This is a genomic window from Pseudoalteromonas sp. ND6B (assembly GCF_000764215.1).
Taxonomy (GTDB): Bacteria; Pseudomonadota; Gammaproteobacteria; order Enterobacterales; family Alteromonadaceae; genus Pseudoalteromonas; species Pseudoalteromonas tetraodonis.
In genome coordinates, this window is sequence record NZ_JQFL01000078.1 from 107,449 (window position 1) to 120,125 (window position 12,677).

Annotated in this window: 17 protein-coding genes and 1 pseudogene; 13 read left to right on the plus strand and 5 right to left on the minus strand. The window is 37.6% G+C overall.

Features of this window, described 5'->3' with window-relative positions; translation table 11 throughout:
* The first annotated feature begins 20 nt into the window (after window positions 1–20).
* Together ND6B_RS02410 and ND6B_RS02405 are read left to right on the plus strand one after the other, a co-directional pair.
* On the plus strand, window positions 21–410 hold the full coding sequence (locus tag ND6B_RS02410; RefSeq protein WP_033104182.1) for a cytochrome b562: 390 nt from the start codon (window positions 21–23) through the stop codon (window positions 408–410).
* Between the two features lie 9 nt (window positions 411–419).
* The gene (locus ND6B_RS02405) at window positions 420–806 is read left to right on the plus strand and encodes an OsmC family protein (protein ID WP_016899710.1); all 387 of its coding nucleotides are present in this window, start codon (window positions 420–422) and stop codon (window positions 804–806) included.
* Between the two features lie 54 nt (window positions 807–860).
* Here the strand turns inward: ND6B_RS02405 and ykgO are convergent, their stop codons facing one another.
* Window positions 861–995, minus strand: a complete 135-nt coding sequence (gene ykgO / locus ND6B_RS02400) for a type B 50S ribosomal protein L36 (RefSeq protein WP_004586489.1) — start codon at window positions 993–995, stop codon at window positions 861–863.
* A complete protein-coding gene (locus ND6B_RS02395; protein WP_013463205.1) occupies window positions 992–1,258 on the minus strand; it encodes a type B 50S ribosomal protein L31 in 267 nt (88 codons plus the stop codon). Before ND6B_RS02395 ends, ykgO begins: the two co-directional genes overlap by 4 nt.
* Before the next feature lie 252 nt (window positions 1,259–1,510).
* Between ND6B_RS02395 and ND6B_RS02390 the strand changes: the two genes are divergently transcribed.
* From ND6B_RS02390 to ND6B_RS02380, 3 genes are all read left to right on the plus strand, one after another.
* Complete coding sequence (locus tag ND6B_RS02390; RefSeq protein WP_013463206.1) at window positions 1,511–1,780, plus strand: hypothetical protein; 270 nt, start codon at window positions 1,511–1,513, stop codon at window positions 1,778–1,780.
* Window positions 1,781–2,057: 277 nt separating this feature from the next.
* Window positions 2,058–2,864, plus strand: coding sequence for an alpha/beta fold hydrolase (locus ND6B_RS02385; RefSeq protein ID WP_013463207.1), 807 nt, complete (start codon window positions 2,058–2,060; stop codon window positions 2,862–2,864).
* 4 nt (window positions 2,865–2,868) lie between these two features.
* Window positions 2,869–3,780, plus strand: coding sequence for a sensor domain-containing diguanylate cyclase (locus tag ND6B_RS02380; RefSeq protein ID WP_033104183.1), 912 nt, complete (start codon window positions 2,869–2,871; stop codon window positions 3,778–3,780).
* 68 nt (window positions 3,781–3,848) lie between these two features.
* Here ND6B_RS02380 and ND6B_RS02375 read toward each other — a convergent pair whose 3' ends face one another.
* Window positions 3,849–4,889 (minus strand): metal-dependent hydrolase, encoded by a 1,041-nt coding sequence (locus ND6B_RS02375; RefSeq protein ID WP_033104184.1) that lies wholly within the window; start codon window positions 4,887–4,889, stop codon window positions 3,849–3,851.
* 112 nt (window positions 4,890–5,001) lie between these two features.
* Window positions 5,002–5,889 carry a LysR family transcriptional regulator gene (locus ND6B_RS02370; protein ID WP_033104234.1) on the minus strand — a complete coding sequence of 296 codons (888 nt, stop codon included), beginning with the start codon at window positions 5,887–5,889 and terminating at the stop codon, window positions 5,002–5,004.
* Window positions 5,890–6,004: 115 nt separating this feature from the next.
* Between ND6B_RS02370 and ND6B_RS02365 the strand changes: the two genes are divergently transcribed.
* From ND6B_RS02365 to ND6B_RS02340, 7 genes and pseudogenes are all read left to right on the plus strand, one after another.
* Window positions 6,005–7,177 (plus strand): MFS transporter, encoded by a 1,173-nt coding sequence (locus tag ND6B_RS02365; protein WP_029609950.1) that lies wholly within the window; start codon window positions 6,005–6,007, stop codon window positions 7,175–7,177.
* A 147-nt stretch (window positions 7,178–7,324) separates the two neighbouring features.
* Entirely contained in the window at window positions 7,325–8,140 is an 816-nt protein-coding gene (gene dkgB, locus ND6B_RS02360; protein ID WP_033104185.1) for a 2,5-didehydrogluconate reductase DkgB, read from the plus strand.
* Between the two features lie 66 nt (window positions 8,141–8,206).
* On the plus strand, window positions 8,207–8,494 hold the full coding sequence (locus ND6B_RS02355) for a putative quinol monooxygenase (protein ID WP_033104186.1): 288 nt from the start codon (window positions 8,207–8,209) through the stop codon (window positions 8,492–8,494).
* A 539-nt stretch (window positions 8,495–9,033) separates the two neighbouring features.
* Window positions 9,034–9,303, plus strand: a pseudogene (locus ND6B_RS20570) (DUF6973 domain-containing protein); the annotation flags it as partial.
* Window positions 9,300–9,653 carry a hypothetical protein gene (locus ND6B_RS02350; protein ID WP_033104187.1) on the plus strand — a complete coding sequence of 118 codons (354 nt, stop codon included), beginning with the start codon at window positions 9,300–9,302 and terminating at the stop codon, window positions 9,651–9,653. The pseudogene ND6B_RS20570 and the gene ND6B_RS02350, both read left to right, overlap by 4 nt.
* Before the next feature lie 120 nt (window positions 9,654–9,773).
* Window positions 9,774–10,355 (plus strand): class I SAM-dependent DNA methyltransferase, encoded by a 582-nt coding sequence (locus ND6B_RS02345; protein ID WP_081844578.1) that lies wholly within the window; start codon window positions 9,774–9,776, stop codon window positions 10,353–10,355.
* A gap of 143 nt (window positions 10,356–10,498) precedes the next feature.
* Window positions 10,499–10,753, plus strand: a complete 255-nt coding sequence (locus tag ND6B_RS02340) for a hypothetical protein (protein WP_033104236.1) — start codon at window positions 10,499–10,501, stop codon at window positions 10,751–10,753.
* Window positions 10,754–10,890: 137 nt separating this feature from the next.
* Here ND6B_RS02340 and ND6B_RS02335 read toward each other — a convergent pair whose 3' ends face one another.
* Complete coding sequence (locus tag ND6B_RS02335; protein WP_033104189.1) at window positions 10,891–11,544, minus strand: DUF6058 family natural product biosynthesis protein; 654 nt, start codon at window positions 11,542–11,544, stop codon at window positions 10,891–10,893.
* Window positions 11,545–11,716: 172 nt separating this feature from the next.
* Here ND6B_RS02335 and dapA point away from each other — a divergent pair, with 172 nt between their 5' ends.
* Entirely contained in the window at window positions 11,717–12,634 is a 918-nt protein-coding gene (dapA, locus tag ND6B_RS02330) for a 4-hydroxy-tetrahydrodipicolinate synthase (RefSeq protein WP_033104190.1), read from the plus strand.
* Window positions 12,635–12,677 lie beyond the last annotated feature (43 nt).

A 12,677-nucleotide genomic window follows, 5' to 3' on the forward strand; every position in this document is an offset into this window, starting at 1 on the left:
TAATTTTTTAGGATTTATGAATGAAAGCAGTTTTATTGTTAATAGTATTACTCTTTAGTCAAACAGTTGCCGCTAATGACGTAAGTGATTTAGAAAAGACCATGAAAAATATAGGGCTGGCTTATAAACAAAGTGTTGAAGCAACCCAACTTGAAGAATTTAATGGTGCTATCGATGAATTTATTGGATTGATAGAGCAAGGTAAGCAAGCCAAATTTTATAAAGAAGCTGAGAAGTCGGTGCAAGGGCTCGATAAAGTACTGGTTCAAGCCCAGTTGGCAAAAAAAGTAGCGAATGAGCAGGGACTCGAAGCTGCAAAAAAACCACTTAAAGCTATCGATAATTTACGCAAAAAATATCATAAATTACATGAGCCTCCAGGCTTTTTTGAATTACTGTTTGGAAAATAAGGATTAGCAATGGAAATTTCAGTTTCAATGTTAGACGGTCAAAAGTTGAGTGCTAAGTTTGGTGAGCATGAAGTAATAAGCGATCAAAGCATCAATGCCGGTGGTGGGGCAGAGCACCCAGAACCATTTGACTATTTTTTGGTTAGCATGGTTTTGTGCGCTGGTTTTTATGCGCGTAAATTTTGTCAGCAAAGAGAGATCTCAACCGACGGCATGACGCTGACACAAAATAACGAGAATGTAGATGAAAACGGTAAAAAACGTTTTTCTATTGAAATTGGGTTGCCTGAAGGTTTCCCCGATAAATATAAAAAAGCACTTATTGCTGCTGTAAATACATGTACCGTGAAAAAGGTTATTCAGGCAGTGCCTGAGTTTTCTGTTGAAGTAAAGTAAATACCCTTTAATAATAATGCCGAGTAATAAACTCGGCATTATTATTTTATCCCACTATTTTTTCTTCATACCCTGTACGGCCTTAAATCTTGGGTTATCTTTACATATCACGAACACGCGCCCTTTACGCTTTACAATTTGACAACCAGGTCGTTGCTTTGCGCTTTTTAATGAACTTAATACTTTCATTTGCTTTCCTTTTTAGCCGAAGATAAGTTTTTAAAACGACGATTAAATTGCGCGACGCGACCATCGGATGCGAGCGTTTTTTGTTTGCCTGTATAAAATGGGTGTGAGTCAGATGAAACATCAATAGGCACATAGGGATATGTATTACCGTCTATTTCGATAGTGCGGTCGGTTTTGATGGTTGAACCTATAATGAAATATGAATCGGCTGCAGTATCATGAAAAGCAACCACATGGTAATCAGGGTGAATATTTGGTTTCATTAAACGCCTTTAATGTTATGTGATAGTATATCATTTAATTTAACGTATTTATTTTCCCTTTGCAAATCATTTTAAATAGCTTGAACTTTGGTTAAATAGTCTTTGATGCACCGTAATTGCTGCGTATTTGCACAATCTAGTCAAAAAATAAGCACTTAGATCAAAAGTACTGGCTATTAGTATTTAGGCTGCTATAACTAGTTTCAGCAAAAAAAATAATAAAAATTTAAACACGTAGAATAGAGGTAGTTTATGAGTGACGCTCAAACGAAACAGGACCAAATCGACCAAGGAGTTATGGACACTCTTAGGGAGCGCGATCATAGTGTATTGGCAAAACAAGTTGACTCACTCGCATGTTCTCATAACGATATCATTGAATTGCTTGCTCATTATTTAGCATTAAGCGAACAAGAAGATGATGAGTTATTTGATGACTGGTTTGACTCTCTTTCAAAAGAACAACACACCGTGCTAAAAGTATTTGAAGTATATCGCGGACAGTATGAGCACCAAAACTAACTGTTTGTATTAGACATATTAATTAGTCATTATGGTAACACTGGCTATATGATTGTAATTTAATGTTAAAAAGGCATTGTTTTTATAGATAAGCGAAATAATTAATTACACTTATTCAATACAATAGTATGTACTTTGGCCCTTGATTATTTTTCAACTAACTAATTGATGTTTAAAGCTTTATAATAAGTTAAACTATATTTAGTGTTAAAATAGTAGTTTCGGCTCGTAGTTGAACTACCATTAATAAGTTGAAATAAGAAAGGGATAATTCAGCATGCAACATTTAAATGAAATACTCAGCAGAAACAACGTCAAAATAATTGGCAAGGGTGATAAAACCTTAGTGTTGGCTCACGGATTTGGTTGCGACCAAAACATGTGGCGATTTATTATTCCTGCCCTTGAACAACATTTTACTTTAGTGCTGTTTGATTATGTAGGCTCAGGTAACTCTGATGTGTCTAAATATAATAAACAGCGCTACTCAACCCTTGATGGGTATGCCAAAGACGTACTAGAAATATGTGCCGCACTTGAACTTACCGATATTACATTTATAGGCCACTCGGTTAGTGGCACCATTGGCGCACTTGCTGCCATTGAGCAACCAGAGCTATTTTCTAAGCTGGTTATGGTGTGCCCCTCACCGTGTTTTTTAAATTTACCCCCTGATTATTTTGGTGGATTTGAAAAACAAGACCTTCACGAATTACTAAACCTAATGGATAAAAATTACATTGGTTGGGCAAATTATTTAGCGCCTCTAGTAATGGGCAACTCTCATCCAGATGAATTTATAGCGGAACTATCGGGAAGTTTTTGCTCAACCGATCCCCTTATTGCAAAAACCTTTGCAGAAGCCACGTTTTTATCCGACTACCGTTTTATACTTGAACATATAAAACAGCCTACTTTAATTTTACAAAGTGAAAATGATGCTTTAGCCGCGCCTTCTGTTGGGGAGTTTGTAGCGAATGAAATTTCAAATGCAACACTTAAGGTTATTAGTGCGCATGGCCACTGTATTCATATGACGCACCCAGAAACAGTCAGCCGTTTAATTTTTGATTTTGTGAGTTAGCCACATGTCACTTGATAAAGTAGATGAAAAGCTTGCTGATTATTCCGCAGATCACTTTTTAAATGGTGCATTAGTGACAAATGCAGATAACATTATTGTTTATGCAAATACTTATTTTCAAAAGGAATTACAGTGGAATTGTAATGAGCTTATTGGCAAGTCGGTTGATAAAATTATAACTAAATCATCAAAAATATTTTTACAAAGTTATGTGCTTCCTACCTTACTGCATGAAAAAGCGTGTCAAGAAATGCAGTTAATTATGCTCAGCGCCCAAGGAGAGCGTATGGCCGTTACCGTTAATGCTCAGCTTGATGAAAAGGGCTATATATACTGGAGCTTTTTTAACGCGACTCAGCGAGATAAGCTTTACGACGAGCTGATTAAAACACGGGAAAAGTTAGAAGCGCAAACTGAACGCTTACAATCTTTAGCGTCTACCGATGAGTTAACCAATTTATTAAATAGAAGAGAGATGAATTGCCGCAGCGTGCTGTTACTCGAACAGGCTATGCGATCAAAGCAGTCGGTTGCATTATTAATTATCGATATTGATAATTTTAAAGTCGTTAATGATACCTTTGGGCATTTAGAAGGGGATCGAGTTTTAAAAGAGTTGGGGCAACGTCTTAAACATTTTGGTCGACAAACCGACCTTATTTCTCGTTACGGCGGTGAAGAGTTTTTAATTATGGTGCCAGATACAAATAAAGCAGATACTTTGTCATTTTGCCAAAGGCTGCATTTATTAATTGCTGAAATTAAAGTAGGTAATCGCCCATTAACCGCCAGTATTGGGGCAAGTTTGAGTACTGCGAAAACGACGTTTACTGATTTATTTGCCCAAGCCGATAATGCGGTATATGAAGCCAAAGAGCGCGGAAAAAACAGAACCCAATTATACGATAACCCCTAACTAAATAGAGGTAAACTCAACAAGGTATTGAGTTGAGTTTACTCAAAAGATGGCAGTTATAGTTGGTATTATTGCTCTACACAATTATTTTTTGCTAATGGCGATGCCAATACGGTATCGGGGTGCCAAATTCTATCCCATATTTTAGGTAGGTTGTTTAAGTTGGGTCTTTGACTTATTTTTTCAAAATTACCGACACTGATTGCTGAGCCATCTTTCTGACCGACAACAAAATTAAACACATAAGCACACTCCATGCCCATGCGTAAATCAGAGAGAATAACTTTGTCTTGCTGCTCGCGAACGGAATAAAACCCTTTTGTAAACCACTGCAAGCGTTTAACACCCCATTCATTTTTAATCTCGTTTAGTAAAGAAGGGGTTGTTTGGTATGCATTTAAGGTAACCTCGTTGGGTGTATCAAACACCGATGCATAGCCTTCATAATATTTCCCATCCGACATCACAACCACCCGCCAAAGTAAAGTAGTAAACGGTGCTGGAGTGCTAATGTATTCATTGACTGTGATGTCTCTGTTTTGCAGCGCAGTGTTGACTTTATCGTCAATAACAACTTTAAGAATAAGCGAACAACATAAATAGAGAGTACTTACTGTGAGCGTAATTGCGTTAATTTTGTAGGCGGTTGGGGCGGTTATTTTTGGTATTAAAGTGCCTATAACCCCTACTAATAGCGGTAACGTGTAGAGGGGATCAATAATAAACATATTTGAAATTGCAAACGGATGCTCTGTAAGTGGCCACATTAATTGCGTACCGTACACAGTAAGTGCATCCAATAGTGCATGGGTTGATAAACACAAAAACACTAACCAAAACCAACGTGTTTTATACGCTTGCATGCCAGTGTGTATTTTTAAAATTAGCCAAACAATCAAAGGGCTAATTAACAAGTGCACAAAAAATGAATGGCTAAAGCCACGGTGATAAGTAAATGCTTCAACACTGCCGCCATAGGGTAAAAACACATCTAAATCGGGTAAAGTGCCCAAAATAGTGCCCCATAACACCGCTTTGCGGCCCACTTTGTTACCTAATACTGCGTACCCTACAGCGCTACCTAACGCAACTTGTGTTAAAGAATCCATACTACCTCATCTAAATAATGCAACTTCAATGTATATACTGATACTGATCTTAAAACCGTCATTATTATATTTTATTTCATTAAGTGGCTTTAAACTGATTTAAAAAAGCGATTTATAAACTCAATCGCGGTTGTATAAAATCTAAAAAAGCAACAATACGTGAAGAAACCGCCCCATTTTTATAATAAACGCCATAAATAGACTCTCGGTTATTAGGGTTTTTTATACTCTGGGGTAACACCTCTACTAATCGTTTAGAAGCCAAATCTTCGGCAATCATAAATTGTGAGAGTAGTGCTATACCTTGATCAGCAATACATAAATGCCTAATGGTTTCGCCGCTGCTAGCTCTTAAATCAAAGTGCAGTGATAACTCATGTTTTAAAGGCCATTGATTGAGTTTGTTGGGCTCACTGAAGCCAATTAGATTATGGTTTTTAAGATCTGAAACCTGCTGTAACGGTGGCGCATTATTTAAATAACCTGCGCTTGCGACCAATTTCAATTTACTTTGGCCTAATTTACGCGCATGCAGGTTTGAATCTTTTAAGTCACCAATGCGGATAGCTAAATCTGTTTTGCGCTCAAGTAAATCAATAATATTGTCATGTGAGGTAATATCGAGGGTGATTTGTGGGTACTGCTTTTTAAACTCATTAACTAGAGGTGCTAGTTGATGTAAAACAAATGGGCTTGCTGCATCTATACGCAAATGCCCTTTTGGAGCTTGCTTAAGTAGGTTAATTGTTTCTTCGGCGCAAAGCAGCGTGTTTAAAGCCTTTCGCGCATATTCTATGTATATATGCCCTTCCTCGGTAAGTTCTAAGCGGCGTGTTGTTCTATTTAGTAATGTGCAGTTTAGCCTGCTTTCAAGACGAGATAGTGCTCTTGAAACCTTAGCTACATTTAAATCAAGTAAACTAGCCGCACCGGAAAAACTGCCACAATCAACAATGGTAATAAACATTTCTAGATCTTCAGTTTTAGCTTGAACAGGCATAAATTCACTCATTTATATTTGCAAAATAAACAAAAGTATTTTGCCATTTATATCATTTATTGCAAAGGCATTTTTACTCACACTGTACATCTATTTTAAAAATGAGGATGTAACTATGCCATTGGCTTTATGGGCGCTTACCTTAAGCGCATTTGCAATTGGAACAACAGAGTTTGTTATAGTGGGTTTAGTGCCAACTATTGCAAACGATTTAGGCGTGAGCTTACCATCAGCAGGCTTACTAGTGAGCTTATATGCGGTTGGTGTAGCTATTGGCGCACCGGTTCTCACTGCATTAACGGGTCGCTGGAACCGAAAAGTGGTACTTATAAGTCTTATGGGCTTATTTGTTATGGGTAACTTATTAGCTTGGCAAGCCCCTAGCTACGAAACGTTAATAATAGCACGCATTTTAACTGGACTTGCTCACGGTGTATTTTTCTCTATTGGCTCAATGATAGCGACAAGCTTAGTAAGTAAAGATAAAGAGGCTAGCGCCATTGCAATTATGTTTACCGGCCTTACGGTAGCGCTAGTAACGGGTGTGCCATTAGGTACTTGGATAGGGCAGCACTTTGGTTGGCGCGCTACATTTTTAGTGGTGTCATCACTTGGTATTATCGCTTTAATTGGAAGTGCTGTATTAGTACCTAAAAATTTAAAGCAATCAGTACCGGCAACCTTTAAAGAGCAACTTCAAGTTGTTACTAAACCTAGATTACTGCTTGTGTATTTAATGACAATTTTAGGCTATGGCGGCACGTTTACTGCGTTTACTTACTTGGCCCCCATTTTAGAGCAGCAGACTGGATTTGCATCTTCAACAATTGGCATAATTATGCTGGTATATGGTGTCTCAGTGGCTGTTGGTAATATATGGGGTGGAAAATTAGCTGACAAGCGAGGCCCGATCAGTGCGCTGAGCATTATTTTTAGTGCACTTACTGTAATTCTACTGATATTTACTTTTACCATGGAGTCAAAGGTTGCTGCCGTATTAACCATATTAGTTTGGGGGGCATTTGCATTTGGTAATGTACCCGGTTTGCAGCTTTATGTTGTTAAGCAAGCTCAGCAACATACTCCTAACGCAGTCGATGTTGCATCTGGATTAAATATAGCAGCATTTAACATTGGCATAGCATTGGGTTCTATTACGGGGGGCCTTGTAGTAGAGCACATGGAACTAAAAGATACCGCATGGATTGGCGCCGTTGTTTCATTGCTGGCTTTAATAGTCACCCGGTACAGTGGCAGGCTAGATAAACAAAATGTTCAGGCTAAATAAAGCGAAACTTATGTAGGTTAGTCTTGAAATAAAAATGAATGACCTCAGTATTTTCATGAGGTCAAAATTTTAAATCAAAAAGTAATCGGTGTATTTAGTAAACGCGACGTTTGAATTTTAAACCAATTATTTAATAAGGATAAAGCTATGACACAACGTGTAATTGAAATGCCAGACTTAGGTATGGGTACTTTTCGTTTAGAAGGTAAAACTGCTTATGAATCTGTAAAAATGGCGTTAGAAGTAGGATTTCGTCATATTGATACCGCGCAAATTTATGGTAACGAAGAGCAAGTTGGCCAAGCCATTAAAGACAGTAATATTCCCAGAGATGAGTTATTTATTACCACCAAAGTATGGAACAATAAACTCAATAAAAACGACTTTATCGCAAGTGTAGAAAAGTCATTAGAAAAGCTGCAAGTTGACTCGGTTGATTTATTGCTAGTTCACTGGCCTGCACCATCAAACAATGAGCCTATGAACGAATACCTGACTGAGCTACTAAAAGCTAAAAAGTTAGGGTTAACCAAACATATAGGTGTATCAAACTTCACTATTGCGAACTTAAAAGAAGCGATGCAAACGTTAGACTCGCGTGAAATATTTACTAACCAAGTAGAAGTGCATCCCTATTTAACCAATACCAAACTGCGCGCCTTTTGTGCTCAACATGACATACATGTAACAGCCTATATGCCGTTTGTGGTTGGTAAAGTATTAAACGATCAAACCATTATAGATATTGCTAATAAACACGATGCAACGCCAGCGCAAGTGGTTATTGCATGGGAAAATGCGAACGGCATGACCACAATTCCATCATCGACCAAGCGTAAAAACTTAGAAGATAACTTTAACGACAAGGTAAAACTTGATGATGAAGATATAGCGCGAATTGATGGCCTTGATTGCAACGACCGCCAAGCAACGCCTGACTTTGCACCACAGTGGGATCAATAACCAAAAAGCCAGAACCAAAACAGGTGCAGTTGAGCTGCACCTTTATTTTTGAAACAAGGAACACCCATGTTAACGGTAATTGCTACACTATCGAGTGAAAATAGCGATGCAGAGCGTCTATTAACCGAGCTCGAAAACTCACAACAGTCCTCGCGCCAAGAAGTAGGCTGCCTGCGTTACGAGCTATCAGTTAAAAACGATGCTGAGCAAACCACCTATTTAGTGAGTGAGCAATGGGCGTCTAATGAGCATTTTGAAGCCCATAAAAACGCGCCCCACTTTAAAGCGTTTGGTGATGCAGTAGGTGAATTTATCACCTCTATTAATATTGATGTGTATAAAACCATTGGTTAAATGACACTCAGTTAATAGCAAAGCAGGAGCTGTAACTTACAGCTCCTTTTTTGAAATATCATCTACAAATACTCCCTTCAAATATCATCCTTTTCAGCTGTTCTTTTAAACCCAATACCGTTTCATAATAAAGGCGATTTCATAATAGCCATCTTTAATAAGATACTGCTGTTTGCATCGATAGCAGTGATTTGTCTGATATTACTGAGCACACCCTTGTTGGTGTAGCTTTGCACTACCATAAACAGGCCTGAAGCTAACTACTTGTTTACATATATTTTTTGGTGGTTAATATAAATACAAAAGGAATGTATGGACATTTGACGGTTTATAAAACGACAATTTAGCTAGATTAGATTGTTGAGTTTTTTGACTCTATTGTAATCAACTAAAAGGAATTAAAAATGGCAAGTTCACTCTATGATAAATACGACCATCTTACTGATGATGAGAAGTCTTATATCAAAACACATCCTCATCATGTAACTGCGATTATGAAGTCCCGTGATATAGCGTACTCATAGACTACCAAGCGTTTTGGACATAATGGACGAAATGATAAAAGTGATGCCTTTAGGCATTGCTTTTGGTCAGCGACTCTATCACGAGATATCGGTTATAAGAATGCTTTAGAATTCACTAATGCTCATGAAAGTAGCCCTTTAAATATAGCTGAAGAGAAGACTATGGATCTTCATAATAATAGTGTCGGTCTGAGGATTGGTATTTCAAACTCAGATAATACTAAATTATCCAAAATGTGTAATGATGCGTTGAACGCTGGAAAATTAAAAGTGATTAAAAAATGAAATACATCTTAATAGCTTTTTCTTTGGTTCTCTTTGCATGCTCTGAACCAACAAAGGATTCCAGTTTAATTGAAATATCATTCAATCAGGCTATGTGGCAAAATAACATATCGAATCGAAGGGTAATGTTAAACGACTTTTTAGCTAAATATGATGTACAAAAGCAAAATCGTTCTAGTATTAAAAAGCTCCTAGGTGAGCCAGATGGCTATTACTTATATGACGAGTTTCCCGCATATAGGCTTAAAGAAAAAGGAGATTGCGTTGTTGCTTTTCCAATTGATAGAAAAACTGGAAAAGTAAAAAGAGCTCTGATTGAGCCAGAAAATTGCCTAATACAAGGTAATTAGCCAAGCACTTAAACATTAAAGGTATAATTGGCTCGAGATCTGTTAGTTTAGGCTGACTTTATTTTGCGCTTAACTCAGCGTTAGGCGTTTAGTCGAAATATTTACTTTTTGGAGAGAATATTGAGTAACGAATGGGATGAGTATGCTGAAAACTGGGATGTAGATCCTAGTGTTGAACAGTATGCAAAAAATGCATTTTCAGAGCTCTTAGATAGCATTAATATTAATGGTCTAACCGTTCTAGATTTTGGCTGTGGTACAGGCGCCTTGACTCAGCTAATGAGTCCATCGGTTGAAAGTATCGTAGCGATAGATCCATCTTCTGAAATGATAAAGCTATTGGATAAAAAGGCACTAAATAATGTAACGTCTATTTGTGATTACCTATCTAGTGAATTGGTTAAAAACTCTCCTGAGCTAGAAAATAAATTTGATCTAATAGTCGCATCGTCTGTTTGCGGTTTTCTGCCTGATTATGAAATGACATTAAGTTTATTAAAATCTTTATTAAAAAAAGACGGTCTGTTTGTTCAATGGGATTGGCTTTCTAAGGATGATTCATCGGGTATGGGGTTGTCAGAGAAAAGAGTTAAACAAGCATTTGCGGCAAGTGGCTTTGTAAGCATTAAAGTGAATAGTCCTTTTATAATGAATAGTTCAAAAGGAAATATGCCTGTTTTAATGGCTATTGGTAAAAAATGATTAATAAGGCAATAAGCTCAAACAAAGACGGATTAATTGATGTCGCTTTATTCAATATTTGAGCGCTATTAGCCTAGTAAAAAATGATAATTATCTCGAAATTTCTAAATAAGACTGAAAAAGTAGAGTATTACTTTGCAATCATGCCAGACAATATGGAACGCCCGTTTATTTTTGGAGCTCAAAGTGCTGTTCCTAAGCTGCCTTCAATTGCTCAGTGGGGGGCATCTTCAAGATTTGGACTTGATAGTCTTGATACCATTGAAGGAAAGTTATGGAAAGATTGGCGCTTTTCTTTAGAAATGCTTGGTGCCTCATGGGTAATACCAATTATTGAAGAGTCAGTAATAAAAGATGATGTATCTCATGCGGTTAATGAAATCATATCTAAATCGTAAATCTGCAATTAACAAGGCGTAGTTGTCGGACTGTTTGTCTCGTTGCACTAAAAATAAGCCGCAAAGCACAGTGTTGGCATTGTTTAATAAAACCAACAATCCATACATAGCTAAACTCCTCAGCCAAACACGACCCTTTACTTAATCGATAAATCGTATTTTAAAATAAGAGCATCAATATAGCGGCTACGTAATGTGAGTTGCTTTTCGTGATCGGCGCCATGGCTAAGGGCTTTATTTAAAAGCTTCATAGCGGGGTGAATACGGGTGCGTTCCTCTTTATCTAAACTGGCTTTACTTCGCAGTTCGGTTATATCGTCTACTAATAATCTGCCAATATCCACAGCCACAATTTCATCGATTAAGCCATTTTGGGTGAGCACGCCATATTTGCTGCATAAAAATTGTTGCCATACTTGCTGTAAATGTTCTTCTATTTCACAGCCAAACAATTCTTCGTTAAATATAAAGCCTTGCTGTGCAAGCTTTGCCAAACATTGGGTATAGTGCTGGGCAAACAGATTAAAAGCTTGGTTAGATGATTCAATTTTTTGTTTAACTAATCCTTGCCCCCAATTTACACAACCTCGGGGATAATAATCGTCGTATTCTTCACATTCATATAACCCTGAATAAGAGCTGCAGCTCATTTGATTTTTAATGCAATAACTGGGTTTAGGGAAAATGCTCTGTGCTTGCCAATTTTCAAGAGTTTCAGTGTCTATGTTGAGTGCTTGGCATAACTCATCAGTGTGATAAAAGTGAGTGCTTAAATAGTCAGATAAACGCATAGTGGCTCGCTTAATAGTAAAAAACAAAATACTGTTTATTTATACAGTTATTTATTTTGTATCATCAAACTCAATAACACAAGCCATTTTATAATTAAATACTGGCTATCACTGCAAATAGCGCGGTAAATATGGTACAAATAGGGCAAGTATTAATAACAATGATTTTTTTATGCGCACCCTAGAACAAATTAAACAAGCAAGCCTTATTACTGCAATTAAAACACCTTACTTAGCCAATGGTGAGATAGATCTTGCAAAGTATGATGAACTCGTTGAAATACAAATTGCAGCGGGTGTTGACGGTATTGTCGTTGGTGGCACAACCGGTGAAGGCCAGTTAATGAACTGGGAAGAGCATTTAATGCTAATTGCGCACAGTGCCAACAAATTTGGCGATAAATTACTAATTATAGGTAACACCGGTAGTAACAATACGCGCGAAGCAATTAAAGCAACAAAATATGGTTTTGCCAGCGGCATGCATGCCTCATTGCAAATTAACCCTTACTACGGGCGTACCTCTATTGCGGGTGTTAAAGAGCATTTTAAACGTGTGCTTGATATTGGTCCGGCGTTTATTTACAACGTAGCAGGGCGCACAGGTCAAGACCTCACCCCTGATATTATTGAACCACTGGCCCAGCATGAGCATTTTATTGGTGTTAAAGAATGTGGTGGCAATGAGCGTATAGCGCACTATGAACAACAAGGTATTGCGTGTTGGTCTGGTAATGATGACGAAGCACACGATGCACGCCATACTCATAAAGCACATGGCGTTATTTCAGTTACGTCTAACCTGATCCCGGGTTTGTTCCGTCAATTAATGGATAGCAAAAATGATGCGCTAAATAATTCATTACAACCATTAATGAACTGGCTGTTTTGCGAGCCAAACCCAATTGCCATTAACACCGCGATGATCATGACAGGCGCGGTTAACCCAGTGTTTAGAATGCCTTATGTGCCGCTTAGCGATGAGCAACAGCAACAAGGTGAAACCCTAATTAATCAGCTTAATGAGCAAGATTTTGTCGGTAGTCGAGCGCAGTGTGTGGATATTAGTAAGGTTTTGATTTTATCTTAAACTGTTAGACTATTTATTAAATACTAAATTTTCAAAGCAGCCT

Coding starts and splice junctions, on each gene's coding strand:
- ND6B_RS02410 (WP_033104182.1), top strand. CDS start 21: ATGAAAGCAGTTTTATTGTTAATAGTATTACTCTTTAGTCAAACAGTT.
- ND6B_RS02405 (WP_016899710.1), top strand. CDS start 420: ATGGAAATTTCAGTTTCAATGTTAGACGGTCAAAAGTTGAGTGCTAAG.
- ykgO (WP_004586489.1), bottom strand. CDS start 995: ATGAAAGTATTAAGTTCATTAAAAAGCGCAAAGCAACGACCTGGTTGT.
- ND6B_RS02395 (WP_013463205.1), bottom strand. CDS start 1,258: ATGAAACCAAATATTCACCCTGATTACCATGTGGTTGCTTTTCATGAT.
- ND6B_RS02390 (WP_013463206.1), top strand. CDS start 1,511: ATGAGTGACGCTCAAACGAAACAGGACCAAATCGACCAAGGAGTTATG.
- ND6B_RS02385 (WP_013463207.1), top strand. CDS start 2,058: ATGCAACATTTAAATGAAATACTCAGCAGAAACAACGTCAAAATAATT.
- ND6B_RS02380 (WP_033104183.1), top strand. CDS start 2,869: ATGTCACTTGATAAAGTAGATGAAAAGCTTGCTGATTATTCCGCAGAT.
- ND6B_RS02375 (WP_033104184.1), bottom strand. CDS start 4,889: ATGGATTCTTTAACACAAGTTGCGTTAGGTAGCGCTGTAGGGTACGCA.
- ND6B_RS02370 (WP_033104234.1), bottom strand. CDS start 5,889: ATGCCTGTTCAAGCTAAAACTGAAGATCTAGAAATGTTTATTACCATT.
- ND6B_RS02365 (WP_029609950.1), top strand. CDS start 6,005: ATGCCATTGGCTTTATGGGCGCTTACCTTAAGCGCATTTGCAATTGGA.
- dkgB (WP_033104185.1), top strand. CDS start 7,325: ATGACACAACGTGTAATTGAAATGCCAGACTTAGGTATGGGTACTTTT.
- ND6B_RS02355 (WP_033104186.1), top strand. CDS start 8,207: ATGTTAACGGTAATTGCTACACTATCGAGTGAAAATAGCGATGCAGAG.
- ND6B_RS02350 (WP_033104187.1), top strand. CDS start 9,300: ATGAAATACATCTTAATAGCTTTTTCTTTGGTTCTCTTTGCATGCTCT.
- ND6B_RS02340 (WP_033104236.1), top strand. CDS start 10,499: ATGCCAGACAATATGGAACGCCCGTTTATTTTTGGAGCTCAAAGTGCT.
- ND6B_RS02335 (WP_033104189.1), bottom strand. CDS start 11,544: ATGCGTTTATCTGACTATTTAAGCACTCACTTTTATCACACTGATGAG.
- dapA (WP_033104190.1), top strand. CDS start 11,717: ATGCGCACCCTAGAACAAATTAAACAAGCAAGCCTTATTACTGCAATT.